We start from the raw sequence: 20724 nt of genomic DNA, 5'->3' as shown, positions 1-20724 counted from the left end.
GTTGACTGTTGTCAGTTGTCAGTTGACTGTTGTTATTTGTTGGTTCCAATTCCCCATGCCCAATGCCCAATGCCCTGTTTGGCCCATGCCCCATGCCCCATGCCCCATGCCCCATGCCCCATGCCCAATTCCTAGTGACTATGCCCGTAAGCACCCATATCCGGCTGAAACGGCGCAATTTCCTCTATTACTTCCAAACCCATCTTTTCCAGCATTCCCTGCAAAACAGAGTCAGGAGAAAGCCTTAAATAATTATCATCCACTTCTAAAGCTACGTGGCGGTTTCCCAAATGATAAGCCGCGCGCATCAGCAGCAGCCCAGTCGAGGCCCGCGCTGTCAGCACCGGTTCGGGCTTTGCACTTACCAGTACCAAACAGCTACCGTCTTCCGACTGCAATAAATCTCGATCGCGCAACACCGTACCTCTAGGCAAACGCAAGTTTAGCACTTCTCCGGCATCTGTCTCGAATCTGTGGCGGCTGCGAGTGCGATCGTCCGCTGTCATCGCTAAACTAAAGCTGACAACAGCATCGGGATTTGCCGGCAAATGTTTTGTGAAAGTTAGCATTTTCCTATTCTATTGCGAGATAGTAATTCACTTTACCTCTACTTTTTGAGGAAGATCTTTCAATCTCAAATTGCGATTTACAGCGAGTTGCAAAATTGTCATCTCTCTGAACCGCTCCCGTTCTTGTTTGCACACTACATTTAGGTCATTTTGTCAAGCACTTCTTTACAGACGATCGCCCTTTTCTCAAAAATTATTGCATAACGTCCAGTAACTCGAACCATAGAACGGGAGAGGAAGAAAGACTCAAACCCTCGATTTTATTGATTCCCAGTTTGTTGCAGCCGCAGCAATTCGGCTTGAATTTGCTGTTTTACTGCCGGATTCGCTTGCTGGAGCAAAGTGAGCTCGTTGAAGCGCCTAACTGTCAAGCCATTGCTTTCTATAATCTTTTTAGCTTGGTCGCAGTAATTCACCGCCACGCCGCGCACACCTCCAGAAAGCCTGTTAATTTCCTGAGTTTCGTTGCACACTACTCTGGGAACCGAGCCTCCAGCCATTCCTTTAATTTCCTTATAAGCTTCCACCCGTCTGGGTTCTATTGACAAGACAGCGCGAGCGTAGTTAGTAATTTCGGTGTTGCTAATTGGTTGAGCTTGGGCGGCAGCTCCGAAAACGAGGCTTGGGGATTGTGCATACAAACCGGGCGCCCATCCGCTAGCCAAAGCAGCAGCGGAAATCATGCCTGCGAACAGCGATTGCCGCAGCACCCGGTTGAGGCGAAATTGAGAGTTGTTGGTTGAGATGTTCATGGGCGTCGGTGATTGCTTGCGTGTAGAAAAAAATGACACAGCACTGAGCGGCTTAATCTTTTTGAATAATGTGGCGGCAAGAAAGTTCCTGCCCTTGGTAACAATCTTTCTATTCAAGCAGGAAGATTTGCTAGTTGTTACGGCGATTCATGCTCGTGATAGCTGCTACAGCGCGCACTTTTTAGCAAATTCCCTAATCAGATCCATCGTAACATCTTTGATAAGTTGACCTGTGACAGTTGACCTGTGACAGTTGACAGTTGCATAACGGGACTCAAACCATTGATGCAGTACGGGTATCGGCTCTATTCATTCCGGTTATTTATGTTTTCACCGATGTGGCGGTTGACATAACACAAAACTTAGACAGTAACTTTCTTTACAGAACGTTCCCGAATTGCCTCTACAAATAATTTTTAAACCCAAAATATTAAAACATTCTAAAATTACTTGACAAATTACTCGCATTTAGGTGAGTCGCGTGCAAGTAAAAATCCGATTATTTGAGATTTTCGCATTGAAGATTTGAGAGTAAAAAATTGGGAATTACTTACTAACTAAGGGTTTGAACCGCGGGCTGGCAGTTGGATTCTTTTTTTCGGGTTTCAAATTTAGCAGCAATCGCACTCATCAATTCCCTTGATGATTTAATGTTAAGCTGCGACGCAGAATGTCGATCGAGAAAACCTCCGGCCCGTTTGTCTGCTGAGTGCGCCAGCACCCGAACCAACCCCAATTTTACTACCCGAAGACAGATGCAGCATTCGGGAATTAGACATTAAAATCTGGGTATCAAAAGAGCCACTATCTGTTGGCAGCAATCAACGCACCAGCCTGCGATTCCAGTCCGACTTCCTCAAGTCTGGGACTGCAAAAACTGGTTCGGGACTTATAGCGCATTGAAGATTGAATAATTGGGAATGACTGATGACTGCCAGAGTTTCGAGCGCCAACCTCCAAAGGGATGCTTTTGGAAACTGGTATTACTGAGAAACCTGATTTTTACACGAAAAATGTATCCTTACAAGCACCAGTAAGACAAGAAAAACCCGGAAGGCAGGAATTTTTATGCCTCAGTCCTCTTGTCATCAAGATCGCATATCGCGAATTTTAGCAAGGGTTTTCGCAGCAACTTAACAATTATTAATTACCGATTGCCCATGAAAGCTCAAAAAGAAATTTGGCGGGTTATCCTCGCAGTAGCTATTAGTATTGTAGGCGTGCTGCACTTTGTAGTACCCGTACCCTTTATCAGAATCGTGCCGCCTCAGCTTCCTTACCCGGAAGCATTGGTTTATATCAGCGGTTTTTTCGAGATTTTGGGGGGAATTGGGCTGTTAATTCCTGCCGTTAGCAGAGCCGCGGCGTGGGGCTTAATTGCCCTGTTTATTGCCGTGTTTCCAGCTAATATCAATCAAGCCGTCAACAGCATTGCGATCGAAGGGATTCCGCACAACCCATTATTGTATTGGTTCAGGCTGCCTTTTCAAGCTGTCTTGATTGCTTGGGCCTGGGTTTATACCCAACCAGACGAAGGTAAACCGCGGGCTTCTCTAGTTTCAGATACAACCGAAAACGCCCAATGAAGCAGTTTGACTACTCTTTGGATTTTAAGAATATTGACTTTCGAGAGCACCCGGAATTTTATCGGGTGGGAAAAGGAGAACAGGGAGTGCTGTTGGTGGAACCGTATAAAGGTGAAATTCTGCCTTTTTGGAGATTTAAGACTCCTGAAATTGCCAGGGAGTCCAGCAGCAAAATTTACTCCTTGTTTTTAGAGTATCTCGATGCCGATGATTTTGTGGGAGCCGACATGGCCCGCAAGTTCTTGCAGATGGGGTATACTCGATCGCGCCGCTACGCCAACCACAAAAGCGGCAGAAAATACCAGCAGAATCCTCAGAAGCTGGAGTCTGTTGCAGAGCAAACCGCAGCTCGAAAAGATATTTTGCCGCTAGAAGCAGATCCCCAGAAAGCAGAATCCGCTGCTATTTTTCAAGAGAAATGGATGCTGGCTAAAATCAACGATAAATATCTCCAGCTTTTAGCCAGACACCGACAGATGTACGAATCTTCTTCAAGCAAGTCTGAGGCTTGACAGACAGTTATAGCAGTTGACCTGGGACAGTGGACAGTTGACAGTTGCATAACCCGAATCAAACCATTGATTCCGTACGGGTATCGGCTCTATTCATGAAGTTATTTATGTCCTCACCGATGTGGCGGTTGCTATACAACAACTCAGAAGTGACAATTTAGCCCCCGGGTAGGAATGCAGTTGTGCTTGCCTATCTGGGGGCCGAATTGATTTGACAGCTCCTACAATTTACTCATCATCTTCTTCTGTTTGCCACTGCTGCCAAATTTCAAAGCCATTAAAGCCCCTGTATTGCAGGTAATTCAAGACTTTACCCTTGGTTGTCCGATCTGCATTAGCCCAAGCATCGATCTTGTATTTCCGCATGACTTTGGCTTTTAATTCTGCCAGTTTTTCGGCTTCCGAGTCCTGATTTTCGGCAAATTCTTCTTCCCAGACTTGCTCGAACAAATCGCTGCTAATTCCTTTTTGCAGGCACTTGCGCTTGATGGCCGACTTCCCGTATTTGCCCGCAGCGCTGGCGATCGAGTTTGCCACCAAGCGAGTGTCAGACTGATAGCCCCGGTCTTGAATTTGCGCGATCGCCTCCAATATTTCCTCATTGCCAAAACCTTTCTCCTGCCCCTTTTTGCGAAGTTCAGAGGCACTGTAGTCTTTGCGGGACAAGAGAAAATAGAAATAGTCAAGACAGTTCATCGGTTAAATCGAAGGGTGACGCGCAAATATTCGTGTAGCGAATGCCAAATCCAGTCGCCTTGCCAGAGGCTGACTGCACCGCGATCGCCTCTATTCTTCTGTATCCTCCTCTTGATCTTCCACTTCCACATCCGGTCTGTCCACATCGATCTGAATCAAGCGAATGTGCTTGTATCCGAGTTTAATTTCAAACTCGTCTCCCGGCTTTAATCCCATTTCTTGGGTATAATTTGCCCCGATCACGATCGAGCCATTCTTGTGAACGCTAGCGCGATAACTCGCTTCTCGTCCGCGTCCGTCTGCCTTCGACTTCTCTAGCTCAATTCCCTTAGCAGCTAATACTGCATCGTAAAACTCAGCCAAGTTAATCCGCGTTTCTCCACTTTTGCTGACGGTGAAGTAGCCGCAAAGCTTTGCAAGTTCTCTGCGCGGCAAATCGCTGCCTTTGATTTTTTGAAGGAGACCTTTTCCTGTTAAGGGTGCTGTAGCTGTTTCTGCCATTGACCTTACCTCGGTTATTGGAGTTTACGTATATCAATTACAACACATTAGATGAACTTTGTTTCACTGTCAATACTAAGAATTAGGAATATTAAGATTCTGGATAAATTTCTGCGGTCTCAAAACCGGGGGTGCAAGTAAGAAGGATGCTCAAAGCGATCGATTTGCTACTCCGGGCCAAAATGCTTCGCTCGCCCTTCGAGCGATCGCCCGGGGAATTATTGCCGCAAATTAAATGCTTTACTTTTTTACAGTAAAGTCTGTTCCCTACATTCACCAATCCCCGCTCCTGTCTGCGGTCAACGTAAAAATCAAGACAGCCATGAATGGAAATACCTAGAGCGCAACCGCTGCAAATCTGCCGAAAGCATTTACCCGCGGTGGGTGAAATTTTACCTCAACAACGCGAGGCAGCACTTGTTCTAGATGCCGCTGCCAGCTACTTGTAAACCCAGTTTACAAAAAGAATCCAACTGTAGGCCCGTGTTCCAAACCCTTATGGAATAAGTCATTCCCAATTCTTGAATCAAAAATATAAAATCTCAAATCTAAAATAGTATAAACCCTGTTTTTCGGGCTGCCAATCCCCTCAAAACGCCAAACACCCAGGCGCAATCTTCTATTAAGGTGCTCGGCATATATAGCAGTTGACAGTTGACAGTTGACCGCTCGACAGTTGCATAACCCGAATCAAACCATTGATTCCGTACGGGTATCGGCTCTATTCATTCCGGTTATTTATGTCCTCACCGATGTGGCGGTTGCTATAACTGGCACAGAACGCAGTTCCCGGAGGGCAATCCGGTAAAAATTGCAGCAAATTTCACCTGTTCGTTGAACGGGTGTTATAGCAGTGGACAGTTGACAGTGGACAGTTGACAGTTGCAGAATCAGGAAATCAAACCGTTTAGGCTATGGGTTAGGAGGCTCTATTCATGAGGTTATTTATGTCCTCACCGCTGTGGCGATTGCTATAGCTTAAATCCGACAAGCACCCGCACCGCAGCAGAAACATCCTGCCGCCGCATTCAGGGGCATAAGCTGCGGCGCCAGCCAAAGATTGTCTGTGATGTTCTGCCGATGGGACGCTCCGATGCTCAGAAGAAGTGAGGGGGATTAACAGTTGACAGTTGACAGTTGACAGTTGGCAGTTGGCAGTTGACAGTTGACAGTTGACCTGTGACAGTTGACAGCTTGCCCCCCAAGCCGGTCGTTGGGTTGACAGCTTGCCCCCCAAGCCGATCGTTGGGTTGACTGCTTGAGGGCGACCTCTACCTGGAAGTCCGAGGATTGGAGCAATGAATAGTCTGCTTTTAATTTCTCCCTACAAGGGACAGGCTTTAAACCAATTCTTTCTCGTAAGTCCTCCTGGCGATCGAGCAACATACTTTTGATAACTTTTTGGGCGATCGCTTTTAGTGGCGCTGTTGCAAGTAATTTTGCGACAGGGGAGTGCGTACCGCCGGCAGTAACTCTTCCGGTTTCGTGCCTCGGTGTTGCCAGTGCCGCCACCCAAAAAAGCCAGCACTAGCAACAGGTAACAAGCAAAGCGTCAGGGCTAGATATTTTTTTAATCCCGGTTTTGTTAACGATTTCTGAGTCGGTGCAGCGGCGCGAGTTGCTTGGATCGCCGAAGACTGACTATCGGGAATAGAGTTCGGTGAATTAGCAGTACAAGGTCGATCGCTCTGGTTCACCCAATCCCTGCGATTTTTTAATTGGTCGGGAAAATATTCCCAGACTTCGCCGTCATCGCTGTCTGACTCCTGGGGTCGATTGGCCCGGATGGGCGGGTAGGGGGCGATCGCCGAGAGCGAAGACGGCGCCTTCCATTCTGTACCCGAGCCTGTAGGCGGCGTTCCCGGCACGATTAAATTTTGCACCCCTAGCCCGGATGGCGCGCTTTGAGCTGGGGCGCCAGTCAGATAGCCGTCAAAGTCCGGGTGCTGGTAGAGAATGGGCAAAGCCCAGTACAACTGGTGAGAACCGTAGGCAGAAATTAGTCCGGCCCTGGCGCGACTCAGGCTGAGATCGACTGGATAGCCTTGATTCAGGTTGCGGTAAAACAGTCGCGTCAGAGTTAGGGCTACATCGTCGGGAATGCTTTCTGCCATTGCCAGCACTACCGGAATGCCCCGCTTGACTAGAGCTTCGGTTAAGTTGCGTTCCGCGCTGTCGTCCCCGATGTCTGAGGGGTCGCCGTAGGCGCCGCGGCAGGAGTTGAACACTGCCATCTGAATGCCGTTGTTGACCAGCAATCCTGCTAAATCGTCACCGCTCAAGGTTTCGGTTAAGCCGGTGCGCCTGCTGACTAGGTAGAGCTCGCCGCCTCTGGAACCTAAGTTGCTGTGGCCTGCGTAGTGCAGGACTTGGTAGTGTCCTTGTTCTAGGGCTTGGGTAAGCTGTTCTCGATCGGGCTGTTCGAGAATTGTCAGTTGAATTTCTGGAGCATGGGGGCTGTTTTTGAGGGGGTTGGCGGTGCGGTTTTGCAGTTCTTGTTGCAGGTGCAGCACTTCTCGCGAAAGCTGCAAGCTATCTCGATCGCTCGGAGAGGCGATCGCCATTAAAATTTTTAGTGGGCCACCGCTGGGCAGTATCCGGGTTTGTTTGAACAAACTTGTACCTGGTTGGTAGCGGGAAAACACGACATCGGTGCCGGTTGCCAAAGGGCGATCGCCCGCGTGCAGAACTTCCCACGGCAGCCGCGGCAAGCGCCGACCTTTGAGCCCGATGCGAAGTTGCAGCACTTCTCGGCGGTGCTGGGCAATGCCTTGAGCGCAAGTCCAGCTATCGCGCAAGTTTCCTTGAAACAGTCCGCCGTACAATTGTTGTCCGAGAGCTACTAAAGAAGGCGCACAATTGTTTCGAGAGCGCGAGAGTCCGCCACCTGCTGCATTGGTTCCCTGTAATGCTTTTCCCTGGATCGCGCCCACCAGCGGGTCGTTCATCAGTTGAGCAGACAGTGCCAGCCATTCATCGATCGGCCAGCGGACTTGTTGTTCTGCTAGGGGTACACCGGGTGCAACCCTTTCTGTCCGCACTAGATATTCGTCGTCCCCAACTGGGGTGACTGAGAGTTTAAATTCCTGGCTCACCGATTTAGCGCCCTCCCGCTTCAATTCTGAATTTGCCTGCGTTTTTGCAGCTAGCAATAGCGACCGACAAACTGTTTTTTACTCTTTGAATGAAAGTTTCTGAATGCGCTTCCCCCGATCGGGCGAGCGCCGGACTCAAATATATTAGTTCAAACACTTTGAGGGTATAAAAATTGTACTTTAATAACAGTTTATTAGTTTTGATTGCTCTCTGGCTTAGTGAAAGCCGAATTTTGTCCAATCTTGCTATGTTTAACATTTTGCACCTCTACCGCAGACCCCTTTACGTTCATCGCGAACTTGAGTTGATCGTTGCTGAGTAAAGTTTAATAGGAGGCACTTTACCAGGCGGATCTCTAGTTCTTATTAAAATTACTTCGGCTCTCCCCAAGCGATTTCAGGGCAATATCGAAAGCAAAGTTGAGTAAAATTTTTCCGAGGCCGATCCGTAGCTCTCTCCTGGCGCTTATCCTTTACCACCACCCCCCCCAACAGCAATCTGGAGTTTGTGTCAATTAATTAATTGGTCAGGGCCCGCTCCTCATCCGTAAGCCATCTACCCTGATCAGTCAGTCGATTTGGCATTTTTGATTTTCAATTTTCGATTTACTCCACAGATCTAAACTGGGAACTCCAACCAGACTCTAAAATTTTTAGATATCCACTCTCTGAGTCTCGGAAACTTGTATCCGTTTTTGGGCGGGGTCATCCGTCAGCGGCGATCGGCAATCATCGTTGTATAGCAGTTGACAGTTGACAGTGGACAGTGGACAGTGGACAGCTCGCCCTGAGCGCAGTCGAAGGGTTGACAGTTGCATAACCCGAATCAAACCATTGATGCAGTACGGGTATTGACCGCTCGACAGTTGACCGCTCGACAGTTGACCGCTCGACAGTTACATAACCCGAATCAAACCATTGATGCTTGACCATAAAGAATTGGTTTAAAGCCGGAACCCTGATCGGGATAAATTAAAAAAAAACTATTCATTACTCCAATCCTCCGACTTCTAGGTCAAGTGCTGTCAACTGTCCACTGTCGAGCGGTCAACTGAATGAAGGGTATCGGCTCTATTAATTCCGGTTATTTATAGCAATCGCCACAGCGTTGAGGACATAAATAACCTCATGAATAGAGCTTCCTAACCCATAGCCTAAACGGTTTAATTTCCTGATTCTGCAACTGTCAACTGTCCACTGGTCAACTGTCCACTGCTATATGTCCTCACCGATGTTGCGGTTGCTATATTTTTGATAAATACTCTGATTCGCGACTAAACCTAACCTTTATTGTGTCTGCTAGACCAACATAAAATCATCAGGATATTTCTCTAGTTTCTGGGTGTAAATTTAGTTCAAATTCCGCCCGAATAATCGAGTGAATCTGCCAATATTGGCGACAATACAACGGCAAGCGCGCCAGTTCTTATAGTGAGACATTTTAAGCTTGCTATTCAGTAAAAAATGCTTTTTACACTCCCAAAGAGATGCTCCCCAATACAGCGGATCTAAAATATTTCATTTCTCTGACGCAGGATTACTTTTTATTCTCTAAAAGACTAAGCCGGGTCGAGCCAGTTGCTCCCAGAAATATGGGGAAAGGCAACCAGACACCTACAAAGAAACCGCCTTTCTCTGGCTAGCCGTGAGTCATTCCCGCTCAAAATGCCGATCGAGCTGCCAACTTTAAGCAAACACAAATTCTGCGTTGATTTCTGTTCGTTGCTAAATTTTATAATCTGTCTTGAGATAGATTCATTTTTGCATAATTAGTGGTAAAAGCTAAAAAAAATATTTTTGCTCAGTTCGATCGCCTGGTCGATCGGCGAATTAAAATTATGTAAATAAAAAATAAGCCAAATATTTGCCCGGGCGAAAAATCTAAAATTCTAATTAATCATCGGGAACTAAAATTAACAGCGTGCAGTCGTTTACAGAAAGAATTCTAATCCTAAGTCAGGGAAGGATTTGGCGAATCTGGGAGTGTTAAAAAACTTCAATGCACCCAGGCTCGATCGCAGAAAAAGCAAGGGTAAAATTTTGGGGATAAAGGTTTTGGGTAGTTATGTGGAAGTTGTCAGTGGCGAGTTTAGATTCTGCTAATACACTGTAGAAATTACGTAGAAAATCTACAACTGTCGCACTTCGGTGCAGGATACTGTAGAAATTACGTAGAACATCAAAAGCGAGGTGCGCTTCGGCGCAGCGCTTGCAGTATAAGTAGCGGCTCAGTTATATTGAGTGCGCAATAGCCGAATATCGAACTCGCAAGACCAGCGAAATAACCCCTTGCAGTTTAAATAGCATCTATAACAGAAAGGTGAATAGTATCCCATCTAGCAGGCGCAAGTACGAAGTGATAATTTTCATCTTCTGCTGCCGGATGCTAGGTGATAAACTGAATCTAAGAAACTCAGCCGTTTTTGGAAAAAATCAAAGATGGCAGAAGAAATGTTGTTAGGAAATGTATTGGGAACAATTTTTCCCGATCGCCCTCAAACTGCAATTCCTGAGATGACAAAAACCACTTCGTCTACCGGGTCAAATATGCCGAATTCAAATGCAAACTTAACAAGTCCTGTGCCCGCCGCCCTCGAAGACGGCGAAGCAGAGCTCGGACTATCAGCCAGCGATCTCGATCGACTCACGAATTTCCGCAGCGCCACCGCGCTCAATTCCGACAGCGGGTTAGTCAAGTTAATTGACAATGCGATCGCCGAAAACAGCGGCAGCAACACCCCTAAGAGCCCAGTTGTCAATCCGTCTAACGGCGCATCCGGAAACAGCAGCAACACCCCTAAGATCCCAGTTGTCAGCCCGTCTAACGACACATCCGTGAAACCTGTTGAAGATAGCAGCAAAATCGCTGAAGTTAACGTCGTACCCGAAGAAGGTGCTAACAAAAGAACTGACAACAGTGGCATCGATGGCAATACGATCGAAGGCACTGATGGCGATGACTTAATTGTCGCCACAGGTGATAACCAGTCGCTCTACGGCAAAAAAGGCAAAGACAAAATCAAAGGAAAGGGCGGCAAAAAAAATAAAATCTACGGAGGTAAAGATGACGACGATTGTGAGGGCGGCGATGACGACGACGAAGTAAGAGGCGATCGCGGTAACGACATCTGCGACGGCGGCAGCGGCGACGACAAGGTTTATGGCGGTAAAGACAACGATACTATTTCTGGCGGCACCGGCAACGATACCTGCAACGGCGATGACGGCGATGACGTAGTGTACGGTAACGACGGAAATGATGACGTTGACGGCGGCGCCGGCAAGGATACCGTCTACGGCGGCAAAGGCGACGACAAAGCCAAGGGCGGCGAAGGCAACGATATCGTCAGGGGCGATCGGGGTAACGACACCGTTAGCGGCGGCGACGGCGACGACACCGTTAGCGGCGGCAAAGATAACGATACCGTGATGGGCGATGCCGGCAACGACGTTTGCATGGGCGACGACGGCGACGACAGCGTAATGGGCGGTGCCGGCGACGATACCGTGATGGGCGGTGCCGGCAACGACGTTTGCATGGGCGACGACGGCGACGACAGCGTGATGGGCGGCGACGGCAACGATACGCTCATGGGCGGTGCTGGCAACGACGTTTGCATGGGCGACGACGGCAACGACAGCGTGATGGGCGGCGACGGCAACGATACGCTGATGGGCGGTGCCGGCAACGATACTCTTGTTACTGGCGACGGCAATGACATGGCAGACGGCGGCGACGGCGACGACAGCGTTGTCGGCGGCGGCGACGGCAACGATACGCTGATGGGCAATACCGGCAACGATACGATCGTCGGCGGTACTGGCAACCATACCTGTGTTGGCGGTGCTGGAAATGACGTTTTTGTCATGAGCAACCGTACAACTCCAAACAGTTCAGTTATCAGTGACTACACAGACGGTAGCGACAAGTTTCTGCTGTTTGGCGACTTGAACTTTAGCAGCTTGTCCTTTGTACAAGTCGGACTCAATACCGAAATTCGCGGCAGCAACAGCTTTGTGCTGGCGCTATTGTTGAATGTCAGCGCCACGATTCTCGATGCTAGCGACTTTTTGGGAGCTAATGGTTCCTCTCCATCTCCAACTCCAACTCCAACTCCAACTCCAGTTGCAGCCCCGAGGCCGATTCCCCCGCGAGTGGAAGCTAATAATCCCCTAACTGTCGGCTCCGACGGCAAGCAGCAAACTATTACTTCTGACTTGTTGCGGTTTGGAGGCGGGCAACAAGGTGCTAGCGGCACAGTCTTCAAGCTAACCGAGATCCCTGATACTAAAACTGGGCAACTATTCTTTAAGGGAGTCGCAGTAACAGCAATCGGTGTTACCTTCACTCAAGCAGACATTGACCTCGGTTTGTTAACTTTCCAAGCAACAACAGGTTTTATCGGTGCGGCTAATTTTGGTTTTGAAGTTAGCCAAGGCACAAGCGTCATCACCGGCCAGCGTTTTAGCTTGAAAATCGAGCAAAATGTCTTTAAGTTTGCTGGCAATACAGGGCCTCAAGTTATTGTCGGTTCGGCCGCGCTGGATAACGACATCGAAGGCGGCGACGGCGACGATGACATTACAGGCGGTAACAAGAAAAACCAAATTAAAGGAGGCAAAGGCAACGACAAAATTAAAGGCGGCGACGGTGGCGATAACGATATCGACGGCGGCGATGACGATGACGATATCGTCGGTGGTAAGGGCAAAAACAAAGTCATCGGCGGCAAAGGCAAGGACAAAATTAAAGGCGGCGACGGCGACAACGATATCGACGGCGGCGATGACGATGACGATATCGTCGGTGGTAAGGGCAAAAACAAAATCATCGGCGGCAAAGGCAAGGACAAAATTAAAGGTGGCGACGGCGATAACGATATCGACGGCGGCGATGACGATGACGATATCGAAGGTGGTAAGGGCAAAAACAAAATCATCGGCGGCAAAGGCAAGGACAAAATTAAAGGCGGCGAAGGCGATAACGATCTCGACGGTGGCGAAGACGATGACGAGATCGTCGGGGGTAAGGCTAAAGACAAAATCACCGGCGGTATTGGCAATGACAAATTAACCGGAGATGACGGCGATGACTCGCTCGAAGGTGGCATTGGAACCAATACTCTAACTGGGGGTGCCGGGAAAGATAGCTTTATTTACCGCACTTCTCGCCAAGAGATTACAACTGTTGCAGAAGCTGACTTAATTACTGACTTTAATGTCGATGACGATGTTTTAGAGTTGTCTGCGGCTGCTTTTGCTAATCTCAGCGTTTCTAGCTTGAGCCGACTGGAGATTACTGCTACTTCTGTTGTTGGGTCGATCGGCAGCGCTAACTTGCTCGACTTCAGCGCTGATATCACCGTTACCAGCATCGCCACTTTGCAAGCGCGGTTTGCAGCTTTGGGCGGCAACATGGACGCGCCTGTTTTCTGTCAGTTTACAGATGCCGCTACGGGCCGTTCCGTAGTGGTATTTTCTGTTGGGGCGCGCTTTGAAATTGTCACCAGTTTCTCGGTGAAAATTAGCCTGCAAGTCAAGAACTTTGTCTTCACCGGCCCATCGCTAAATGTTCCTGTCGGTACTGCCGGCCCTGACAACTTTAATTTCGGCACTTATCCGGCCGCCGTTAATTTCGATGGTTTAGGAGGCGATGACAACATTGTCGGCAGCAATTTTAACGATACCATCAAGGGCGGCGACGGCAACGATACCATCACCGGCGGCCTCGGTGCCGATGTCCTCAGCGGTGGCAGCGGTACGGATCTGTTTGTTTACACGACAACTAAAGAAGGCGGCGATAAAATTACCGACTTTAAGTCGGGAACTGATAAATTGCAGTTTAGCGCGAGCGAATTCGGCAATTTGACTTCTACTAATTTTGTCAGTGTTAGCGGTTCAACTCCTGACATTACTGGCAAACAGTTGGTGATTTTCACCGGTGGAACTTATGCCTCTCTAGAAGCGGCGCAAGCTAAGGCTCTGGGCAATTCTACCAGTGCTGGTTTCTTCGCATTTACTAATGCGTCGAACGAAACAGTGTTGGTGTTTGACTCGAACGGTACGACTGCGGGCGGTTCGACACTGATTGCGAATCTGGGTACTGCTGCTGGGACTTTGGGAACGGCAGACTTTGTATTTACAGGTGCGCTAGGCTCGGCTCCGGCTGCTGCAACTACTACTAACTTAGGTAGCATTGTCGATTTAAATGCTGCAAATGCGGGTACTTTCGCGACAGCCGCGGTTAACAATTTCGGTTCTGGTGTTGGCGGTTACAACTTCACTACACCTGTGTTGTTCACCGGAAAAGCCAGCGGTAATAACGTCACTGGTACTGAATTTGCTGACATCATCAGCGGCGGTGCTGGTAACGATACGATCAACGGTGCTGGCGGTGCAGATATCCTGACAGGCGGCAGCGGTTCAGATATTCTAACTGGCGGTGCTGGTGCGGATATCTTTGTTTACAATGCTCCCGGCGAAGGCACGGATAGCATTACTGACTTTACCTTCGGAACTGACAAATTCCAGTTTAGCGCCAAGGATTTCGGCAATTTTACTGCTACTAATTTTGTCAGTGTCAGCGGTTCAAATCCTGACATTACTGGCAAACAGTTGGTGATTTTCACCGGCGGAACTTATGCGAGTGTGGAATTGGCGCAAACTAAGGCTCTGGGCAGTTCTACAACTCCTGGTTTCTTTGCATTTACTAATGCGTCCAACGAAACAGTGTTGGTGTTTGACTCGAATGGTACGATCGCAGACGGTTCGACAATTATTGCCAACTTGGGTACTGCTGCTAGCAATCTGGGAACTGCGGACTTTGTATTTACAGGTGCGCTAGGCTCGGCTCCGGCTGCTGCAACTACTACTAACTTAGGTAGCATTGTCGATTTAAATGCTGCAAATGCGGGTACTTTCGCGACAGCCGCGGTTAACAACTTCGGTTCTGGTGTTGGGGGTTACAACTTCAGCACACCTGTCTTATTCACCGGAAATGGCAGCGCTAATAACGTCATCGGTACTGAATTTGCTGACACCATCAGCGGTGGCGCTGGTAACGATACGATCGACGGTGCTGGCGGTGCAGATATTCTCACAGGCGGCAGCGGTTCAGATGTTCTGACTGGCGGTGCTGGTGCGGATATCTTTGTTTACAATGCTCCCGGCGAAGGCACGGATAGCATTACTGACTTTACCTTCGGAACTGACAAATTCCAGTTCGTAGCTAACGCTTTCGGCAATTTGACTTCTACTAACTTTGACGGTATTACGGGTTCAACTCCTGACATTACTGGGAAAGAGTTGGTGATTTTCACTGGCGGAACTTATGCGAGTGTGCAAGCGGCGCAAACTAAGGCTCTGGGCAATTCAACCAGTGCTGGTTTCTTCGCATTTACGAATGCGTCGAACGAAACAGTGTTGGTGTTTGACTCGAATGGTACGCTGCCGGACGGTTCGACACTGATTGCGAATCTGGGTACTGCTGCTCTTAATTTGGGAACTGCGGACTTTGTATTTACAGGGACGATCGCAAATTCTCCGGCTGGTACTTCTACCAACTCAGGTAGCACTGTCAATTTAATCACTAATCCGGGTACTTTCCCGACAAGCGGAGTTAACAATTTCGGTTCTGGTGTTGGCGGTTACAACTTTACCACTCCTGTCTTATTTACCGGAAATTCAACTGCTAATAACGTCACTGGCACTGAGTTCTCCGATATTTTGAACGGGGGCTCGGGTGCTGATATCTTCGACGGTGGCGCTGGTAATGACAGCATCTCCGGCGACGTTGGTAATGACAGTCTCTTCGGCGGCGCGGGTAGCGATACTCTCAACGGTGGCGCAGGGAATGACACTTTAATCGGCGGTTTGGGAACGAATGTTCTCAGCGGCGGGCTTGGTGCTGATGTGTTTGTGTTCACCGGAACTACTGCTGGTGGCGGCGATATCATTACGGATTACAGCATTGTCGATGATGTAATTAACCTTGACAAGGCTGGTTTTGCCGGGTTGGGAGCTGGGGTTTTGACTTCGAGTTTCTACCGGTACAGCAGCACTGTTGCTACTGTCAGTGCGATCGAGTCAAGCTTGACTTCGCCGTCGATTATTGCTCTCTTCGATAGTGTAGCTAATACTACTAAGCTGTATTACGATAGCAACGGTTCTACGGTTGGTGGCAACAGTTTGTTTGCTACTGTCAATGTCAATTTGGGAGTTTCTGGTAATTCTGAATTGTTCTTGTTCTAAAGAGCAAGAATTCTAATCTGAATATCGAGGGTATGGTTAGGGACACAGCAATGCTGTGTCCCTACAAAATACGGGTAGGGACACAGCGATGCTGTGTCCTTTTTTTTGTAGATGAAGACGGCGGTTGAAACCGCATCTACACAAACAATGTCCGCCTGCGCGGACGGAAGAGAATTACATCGCCCTTTTAAGCAATTTCACGATGCAGGGTTGATTTTACCCGTTACCCGAAATTAGGATACGGCAGTGCCGTTTCCCTACCGGGGATTTTGTTGGTTCCTAGTTGTGGCAATCCTTTCGCCGCGCTAAACTACGGCAAAGTGAGAAATATTTAATTTATGCCGATCGCCAATTTAGCTAATGTTAAAACTCGGGTTCTCGGATGCACTGCGGTGTTGGGAGTCGGGCAAGCTATTACTAATGCCCTTGCCGCCACGGGGCCTGCATCGCTGACGGCAATAGTGGGCAATCCGATCGCACTTTTGGGAATTTCGGTTGTGGGTGCCCTCGCGACTGGCATTACTGGTAATATCATCGCTACTGAAGCGGGAAGCAAAATGGATCGATGGGCTAATAATCCCAAGATTCTCGATAACCACGATTTGACTAGGGCTGCGGGTGAGGCGATTGCTCATGTTTTGAGAAATGAGGTTGCCAAGTCTCCTGAGTTTAAGGCGATCGCCCTTAGCAAAAATTTGTCTGTCAGGGCGATCGATCAATTAGCCGATCGCACTTCTGAATATTGGTTGACTATTAACACAGTTGGTGCTGATTCGTCAAGTGTTTTTCAGATTTCTGAAGACGAACTTACTAAGATTTTTTCCGGCAATGCTGAGGAGTTCGATCGGGCGACTGGATTGACACCGGAAGATTGGGGGATTTTTTGCAACGGACTCGCAGCCAGTGAGGGCAAATCCTTGGATGCAGAAATCGTGGAATTTATGGCGAACAAACTGCACGCAACTTTCCCGAAAGCGTTTCGCGAAGTGCTGAAACACGATGCAGAGACAGGTGGGAAAAAGTTTGCGGCGATGCTGTTGAAGCTGCACGAAACTGCTTTGGGGGAACTCAAAAGTTTAGGGCTGCAAAATGTGGAAATTCTGCAAAAACTGGAGGCTGTGGCAACTCAAGAACAAATGTGTCAAGTGATGGCGCGGCTGGATGAATTGGCGCAGGTTCGGGAATTGCTGCAAAGATTTATCGATGCTGCTGCGCCGAGTTTGCCGATTTCTTTGAAGTCCGAGACGATTATTCAGGACAGAATTCAAGACTTTACCGGCCGCAAATTTGTGTTTGAGGCAATTAACGAATTTTTGCGGAAAAATCCGAAGGGCTATTTTGTTTTAGAAGCGGAACCGGGTGTCGGGAAAAGCGCAATTATGGCAAAGTGCGTGGTGGAGATGTTTAAGCGACGCTGCGTTACCCACTTCAATTCGCAACCTGACGGCATTGTCAGCGCCAAAACTTTTCTGGAAAATGCCTGCCTTCAGTTAATTGAAGGCTTTCATCTGAAACAAAAGTACCCGCAACTGCCGGAAAATGCGCTGGAAAATGGCAACTTTCTGGGCAGGTTGCTGGAGGAAGTTAGCGCTAATTTGGGCGATCGCAAAAAGTTGATTTTTGTGGTGGATGCGCTGGATGAAGCTGATTTGAAGTTGCAAAGTAGCGGCAGCAATGTGCTTTATTTGCCGAATAATTTGCCGGATAATGTTTATTTTATTGTCTCGAAGCGACCGGAATCTCTGCCGATGCCGGAAGATGACAATTACGTTTTGTTTGATTTGATGCAGCACAATGCTGAAAGTGTGGAAGATGTCAAGGCTTACATTCACAAAGTGGCTAGGAATTCGGCGGGGATTGAGAATTGGATTCAACCTCAAAATTTAAGTCTGGAACAGTTTGTGAGGGTGCTTGCTGAAAGAAGCAAGAACAATTTTATGTATTTGCGCTACGTGTTGAAGGAGATTAACAGCGGCACGTATCGGGATGTGAATTTGAACGATTTACCTGCGGGTTTGGAGAAATATTATTACAAGCACTTGGATCGGATGGATGTAAAGGATAAAGAGTCGCGCCGTCGCAAGCTGAAAGTCATCTATGTGTTGAGCAGAACTCGCAAGCCTGTATCCTGCGAGTTGTTGGCGGATTTTGCTAAGGAAGATCAATTAGATGTACAGGATGTGTTGGATGGGTGGGAGGGATTTGTGCGGCCCAGCATTGAGAAGCCGCCGAAATACAGTATTTATCATGCTAGTTTTCAGAAGTTTCTCCACAGTCAGGAGGCTGTCAAAAAAGCTGGGGTGTCTCTGTCAGATATAGACGACGATTTGGAAGATGATATGTGGAGAGATTTGTACGGCGATGGGTAAGTTAAAAGATGGATTGGCGAGAATATCGGCGGAAAAGCATCGTTATATGCTGGAAACTCTGCCAAGTTGGCTAGCAGAGAGAAGTAAAGGGCAACGCTTCCACGAGTTGTTAACTGATTTCGATTTCATTGAGGCGAAACTGGAATTGTTGGGGGTGCAAGCGCTGATTGAGGATTACGATTTAGCGAGAATTTCTGATGTGTTGCTGTCGGATGAGCAGAGTCAAAGTCTGAGATTGATTCAAGGGGCAATTCGCAAGTCAGCGCACGTTTTGGAGAAGGATAAAACGCAACTGGTAGAGCATTTATGGGGGAGGTTGTTAGATTTTGAAATGCCCCTGATTCAGGCGATGCTGGGACAAGCAAAGCAGTCGAAATATCGTCCTTGGTTGCGACCTTTGAAGGCTAATTTAGAGCGGGCAAATGAAGGTGCGCTGCGGACGCTTGCCGGTCATAGTGGCTGGGTAAAGGCAGTGGCGATCGCACGCGACGGAAAAACCGCGATTTCTGCTTCATGGGATGATACCCTGAAAATCTGGGACACCGAAACAGGCCGGGAACTGAAAACTCTTACTGGTCATAGTTCCGGGGTAGAAGCAGTGGCGATCGCACGCGACGGAAAAACCGCGATTTCAGCTTCACAGGATCGTACCCTGAAAATCTGGGACACCGAGACAGGCTGTGAACTGAAAACTCTCAGGGGTCATAGTTCCACGGTAAAAGCAGTGGCGATCGCACGCGACGGAAAAACCGCGATTTCGGCTTCACAGGATAATACGCTGAAAATCTGGGACACCGAGACAGGTCAGGAACTGAAAACTCTCACCGGTCATAGTTCCTCGGTAAATGCAGTGGCGATCACAGCCGACGGAAAAATAGCAATTTCGGCTTCTAGAGATAATACTCTCAAAATCTGGGATACTGAGACAGGTTCAGAACTGAAAACTCTCACGGGTCATAGTTCTATGGTAAAAGCAGTGGCGATCGCACGGGACGGAAAAACAGCGATTTCGGCTTCCAATGATAAAACCCTGAAAATCTGGGACACCGAGACAGGTTTTGAATTGAAAACTCTCACGGGTCATAGTAGCTGGGTAAATGCAGTGGTGATCGCACGGGACGGAAAAACCGCGATTTCAGCTTCAGAGGATAATACTCTCAAAATCTGGGACACCGAGACAGGTTTTGAATTGAAAACTCTCACGGGTCATAGTTCCGGGGTAGAAGCAGTGGCGATCGCACTCCTCGGCAAAACCGCGATTTCCGCTTCATGGGATCATACCCTGAAAATCTGGGACACCGAGACAGGTCGGGAACTCAAAAGTCTCACGGGTCATAGTGACGGGGTACGTGCAGTGGCGATCGCATCCGACGGAAAAACAGCGATTTCGGGTTCCGATGATGAAACCCTGAAAATCTGGGACACCGAGACAGGTCGGGAACTCAAAACTCTCACTGGTCATACTAACTCGGTACTAGCAGTGGCGATCGCACCGGACGGAAAAACTGCGATTTCCGCTTCATATAAAACCCTGAAAATCTGGGACACCGAGACAGGTCGGGAACTGAAAACTCTCACGGGTCATAGTCACTGGGTAAGTGCTGTGGCGATCGCACCCGACGGAAAAATAGCGATTTCAGCTTCAGAGGATTCTACCCTGAAAATCTGGGACACCGAGACAGGCTGGGAACTGAAAACTCTCACGGGTCATAGTAGAGTATTTGCAGTAGCGATCGCACCGGACGGCAAAACAGCGATTTCCGCTTCCCAGGATAGAACCCTGAAAATCTGGGATACCGAGACAGGCCGGGAACTGAAAACTCTCACGGGTCATAGTTCCGTGGTACTAGCAGTGGCGATCGCACCCGACGGCAAAACAGCGATTTCCGCTTCATGGGATAATACCCTGAAAATCTGGGACACCGAGACAGGGCGGGAACTGAAAACTCTCAGGGGTCATAGTGACAGGGTACTAGCAGTGGCGATCGCACCAGACGGTAAAACAGCGATTTCCGCTTCCGATGATAGAACCCTGAAAATCTGGGATTTGCTCACAGGTAAAGAGGTTGCTAGTTTCAGCGGAGATGGTGCGTTTAATGGCTGTGCTTTTGCGCCTGATGGAGTGACCGTTGTAGCGGGGGATGCGTTGGGTCGGGTGCATTTCCTGCGTTTGGAGGGAATGGGGGATTTGGGCGATGTTTGAGACAAATTTGCGATGATTTTTTGCGGTAGGGATACGGCACTGCCGTCTCCTATTCTGCCGTGTCGCCGATGATTATATCCTCAGAGGGCGATTCGACTTTTGGGGTGGTGGTTATGTGCTCAGCGCGAAGAAATGCGGACACGGCAGTGCCGTTTCCCTACAAGGAATTGGGTTGTGGTTATGCGATCGGG

General features: G+C 48.5%; 10 protein-coding genes. 5 read left to right on the top strand and 5 right to left on the bottom strand.

The features are described from left to right. Positions 1-131: 131 nt before the first annotated feature. The gene (ureE, locus tag QUB68_RS00130) at positions 132-569 is read right to left on the bottom strand and encodes an urease accessory protein UreE (protein ID WP_332988226.1); all 438 of its coding nucleotides are present in this window, start codon (positions 567-569) and stop codon (positions 132-134) included. A gap of 260 nt (positions 570-829) precedes the next feature. Next, complete coding sequence (locus QUB68_RS00125) at positions 830-1321, bottom strand: DUF4168 domain-containing protein (protein ID WP_332988225.1); 492 nt, start codon at positions 1319-1321, stop codon at positions 830-832. Between the two features lie 1160 nt (positions 1322-2481). Between QUB68_RS00125 and QUB68_RS00120 the strand changes: the two genes are divergently transcribed. Both QUB68_RS00120 and QUB68_RS00115 read left to right on the top strand, forming a co-directional pair. Beyond that, entirely contained in the window at positions 2482-2907 is a 426-nt protein-coding gene (locus QUB68_RS00120; protein ID WP_332988224.1) for a DoxX family protein, read from the top strand. Next, on the top strand, positions 2904-3419 hold the full coding sequence (locus QUB68_RS00115; protein WP_332988222.1) for a DUF4385 domain-containing protein: 516 nt from the start codon (positions 2904-2906) through the stop codon (positions 3417-3419). Before QUB68_RS00120 ends, QUB68_RS00115 begins: the two co-directional genes overlap by 4 nt. A gap of 228 nt (positions 3420-3647) precedes the next feature. On the opposite strand, the gene QUB68_RS00110 is transcribed toward QUB68_RS00115, so the two are convergent. The 3 genes from QUB68_RS00110 to QUB68_RS00100 all read right to left on the bottom strand — a co-directional run bounded on the left by QUB68_RS00110 (position 3648) and on the right by QUB68_RS00100 (position 7711). Then, positions 3648-4115, bottom strand: coding sequence for a regulatory protein RecX (locus QUB68_RS00110; protein WP_332988220.1), 468 nt, complete (start codon positions 4113-4115; stop codon positions 3648-3650). A 90-nt stretch (positions 4116-4205) separates the two neighbouring features. After that, complete coding sequence (locus tag QUB68_RS00105) at positions 4206-4616, bottom strand: AbrB family transcriptional regulator (protein ID WP_332988219.1); 411 nt, start codon at positions 4614-4616, stop codon at positions 4206-4208. Positions 4617-6031: 1415 nt separating this feature from the next. Continuing rightward, entirely contained in the window at positions 6032-7711 is a 1680-nt protein-coding gene (locus tag QUB68_RS00100; RefSeq protein ID WP_332988217.1) for a CHAT domain-containing protein, read from the bottom strand. A gap of 2439 nt (positions 7712-10150) precedes the next feature. Between QUB68_RS00100 and QUB68_RS00095 the strand changes: the two genes are divergently transcribed. From QUB68_RS00095 to QUB68_RS00085, 3 genes are all read left to right on the top strand, one after another. After that, positions 10151-15961, top strand: a complete 5811-nt coding sequence (locus QUB68_RS00095) for a calcium-binding protein (protein ID WP_332988215.1) — start codon at positions 10151-10153, stop codon at positions 15959-15961. 338 nt (positions 15962-16299) lie between these two features. Next, on the top strand, positions 16300-18330 hold the full coding sequence (locus tag QUB68_RS00090) for an ATP-binding protein (protein WP_332988212.1): 2031 nt from the start codon (positions 16300-16302) through the stop codon (positions 18328-18330). Then, positions 18323-20533 (top strand): beta-propeller domain-containing protein, encoded by a 2211-nt coding sequence (locus QUB68_RS00085; RefSeq protein WP_332988211.1) that lies wholly within the window; start codon positions 18323-18325, stop codon positions 20531-20533. Before QUB68_RS00090 ends, QUB68_RS00085 begins: the two co-directional genes overlap by 8 nt. Positions 20534-20724 lie beyond the last annotated feature (191 nt).

The organism is Microcoleus sp. A006_D1, from assembly GCF_036702805.1.
Lineage (GTDB): Bacteria > Cyanobacteriota > Cyanobacteriia > Cyanobacteriales > Microcoleaceae > Microcoleus.
The sequence above is the reverse complement of the archived record's forward strand: the minus strand, read 5'-3'. Positions and strand labels throughout refer to the sequence as shown.

What these genes read in the sequence shown, in the direction of transcription:
- ureE (WP_332988226.1), bottom strand. Translation starts at nt 569, where the DNA reads ATGCTAACTTTCACAAAACATTTGCCGGCAAATCCCGATGCTGTTGTC.
- QUB68_RS00125 (WP_332988225.1), bottom strand. Translation starts at nt 1,321, where the DNA reads ATGAACATCTCAACCAACAACTCTCAATTTCGCCTCAACCGGGTGCTG.
- QUB68_RS00120 (WP_332988224.1), top strand. Translation starts at nt 2,482, where the DNA reads ATGAAAGCTCAAAAAGAAATTTGGCGGGTTATCCTCGCAGTAGCTATT.
- QUB68_RS00115 (WP_332988222.1), top strand. Translation starts at nt 2,904, where the DNA reads ATGAAGCAGTTTGACTACTCTTTGGATTTTAAGAATATTGACTTTCGA.
- QUB68_RS00110 (WP_332988220.1), bottom strand. Translation starts at nt 4,115, where the DNA reads ATGAACTGTCTTGACTATTTCTATTTTCTCTTGTCCCGCAAAGACTAC.
- QUB68_RS00105 (WP_332988219.1), bottom strand. Translation starts at nt 4,616, where the DNA reads ATGGCAGAAACAGCTACAGCACCCTTAACAGGAAAAGGTCTCCTTCAA.
- QUB68_RS00095 (WP_332988215.1), top strand. Translation starts at nt 10,151, where the DNA reads ATGGCAGAAGAAATGTTGTTAGGAAATGTATTGGGAACAATTTTTCCC.
- QUB68_RS00090 (WP_332988212.1), top strand. Translation starts at nt 16,300, where the DNA reads ATGCCGATCGCCAATTTAGCTAATGTTAAAACTCGGGTTCTCGGATGC.
- QUB68_RS00085 (WP_332988211.1), top strand. Translation starts at nt 18,323, where the DNA reads ATGGGTAAGTTAAAAGATGGATTGGCGAGAATATCGGCGGAAAAGCAT.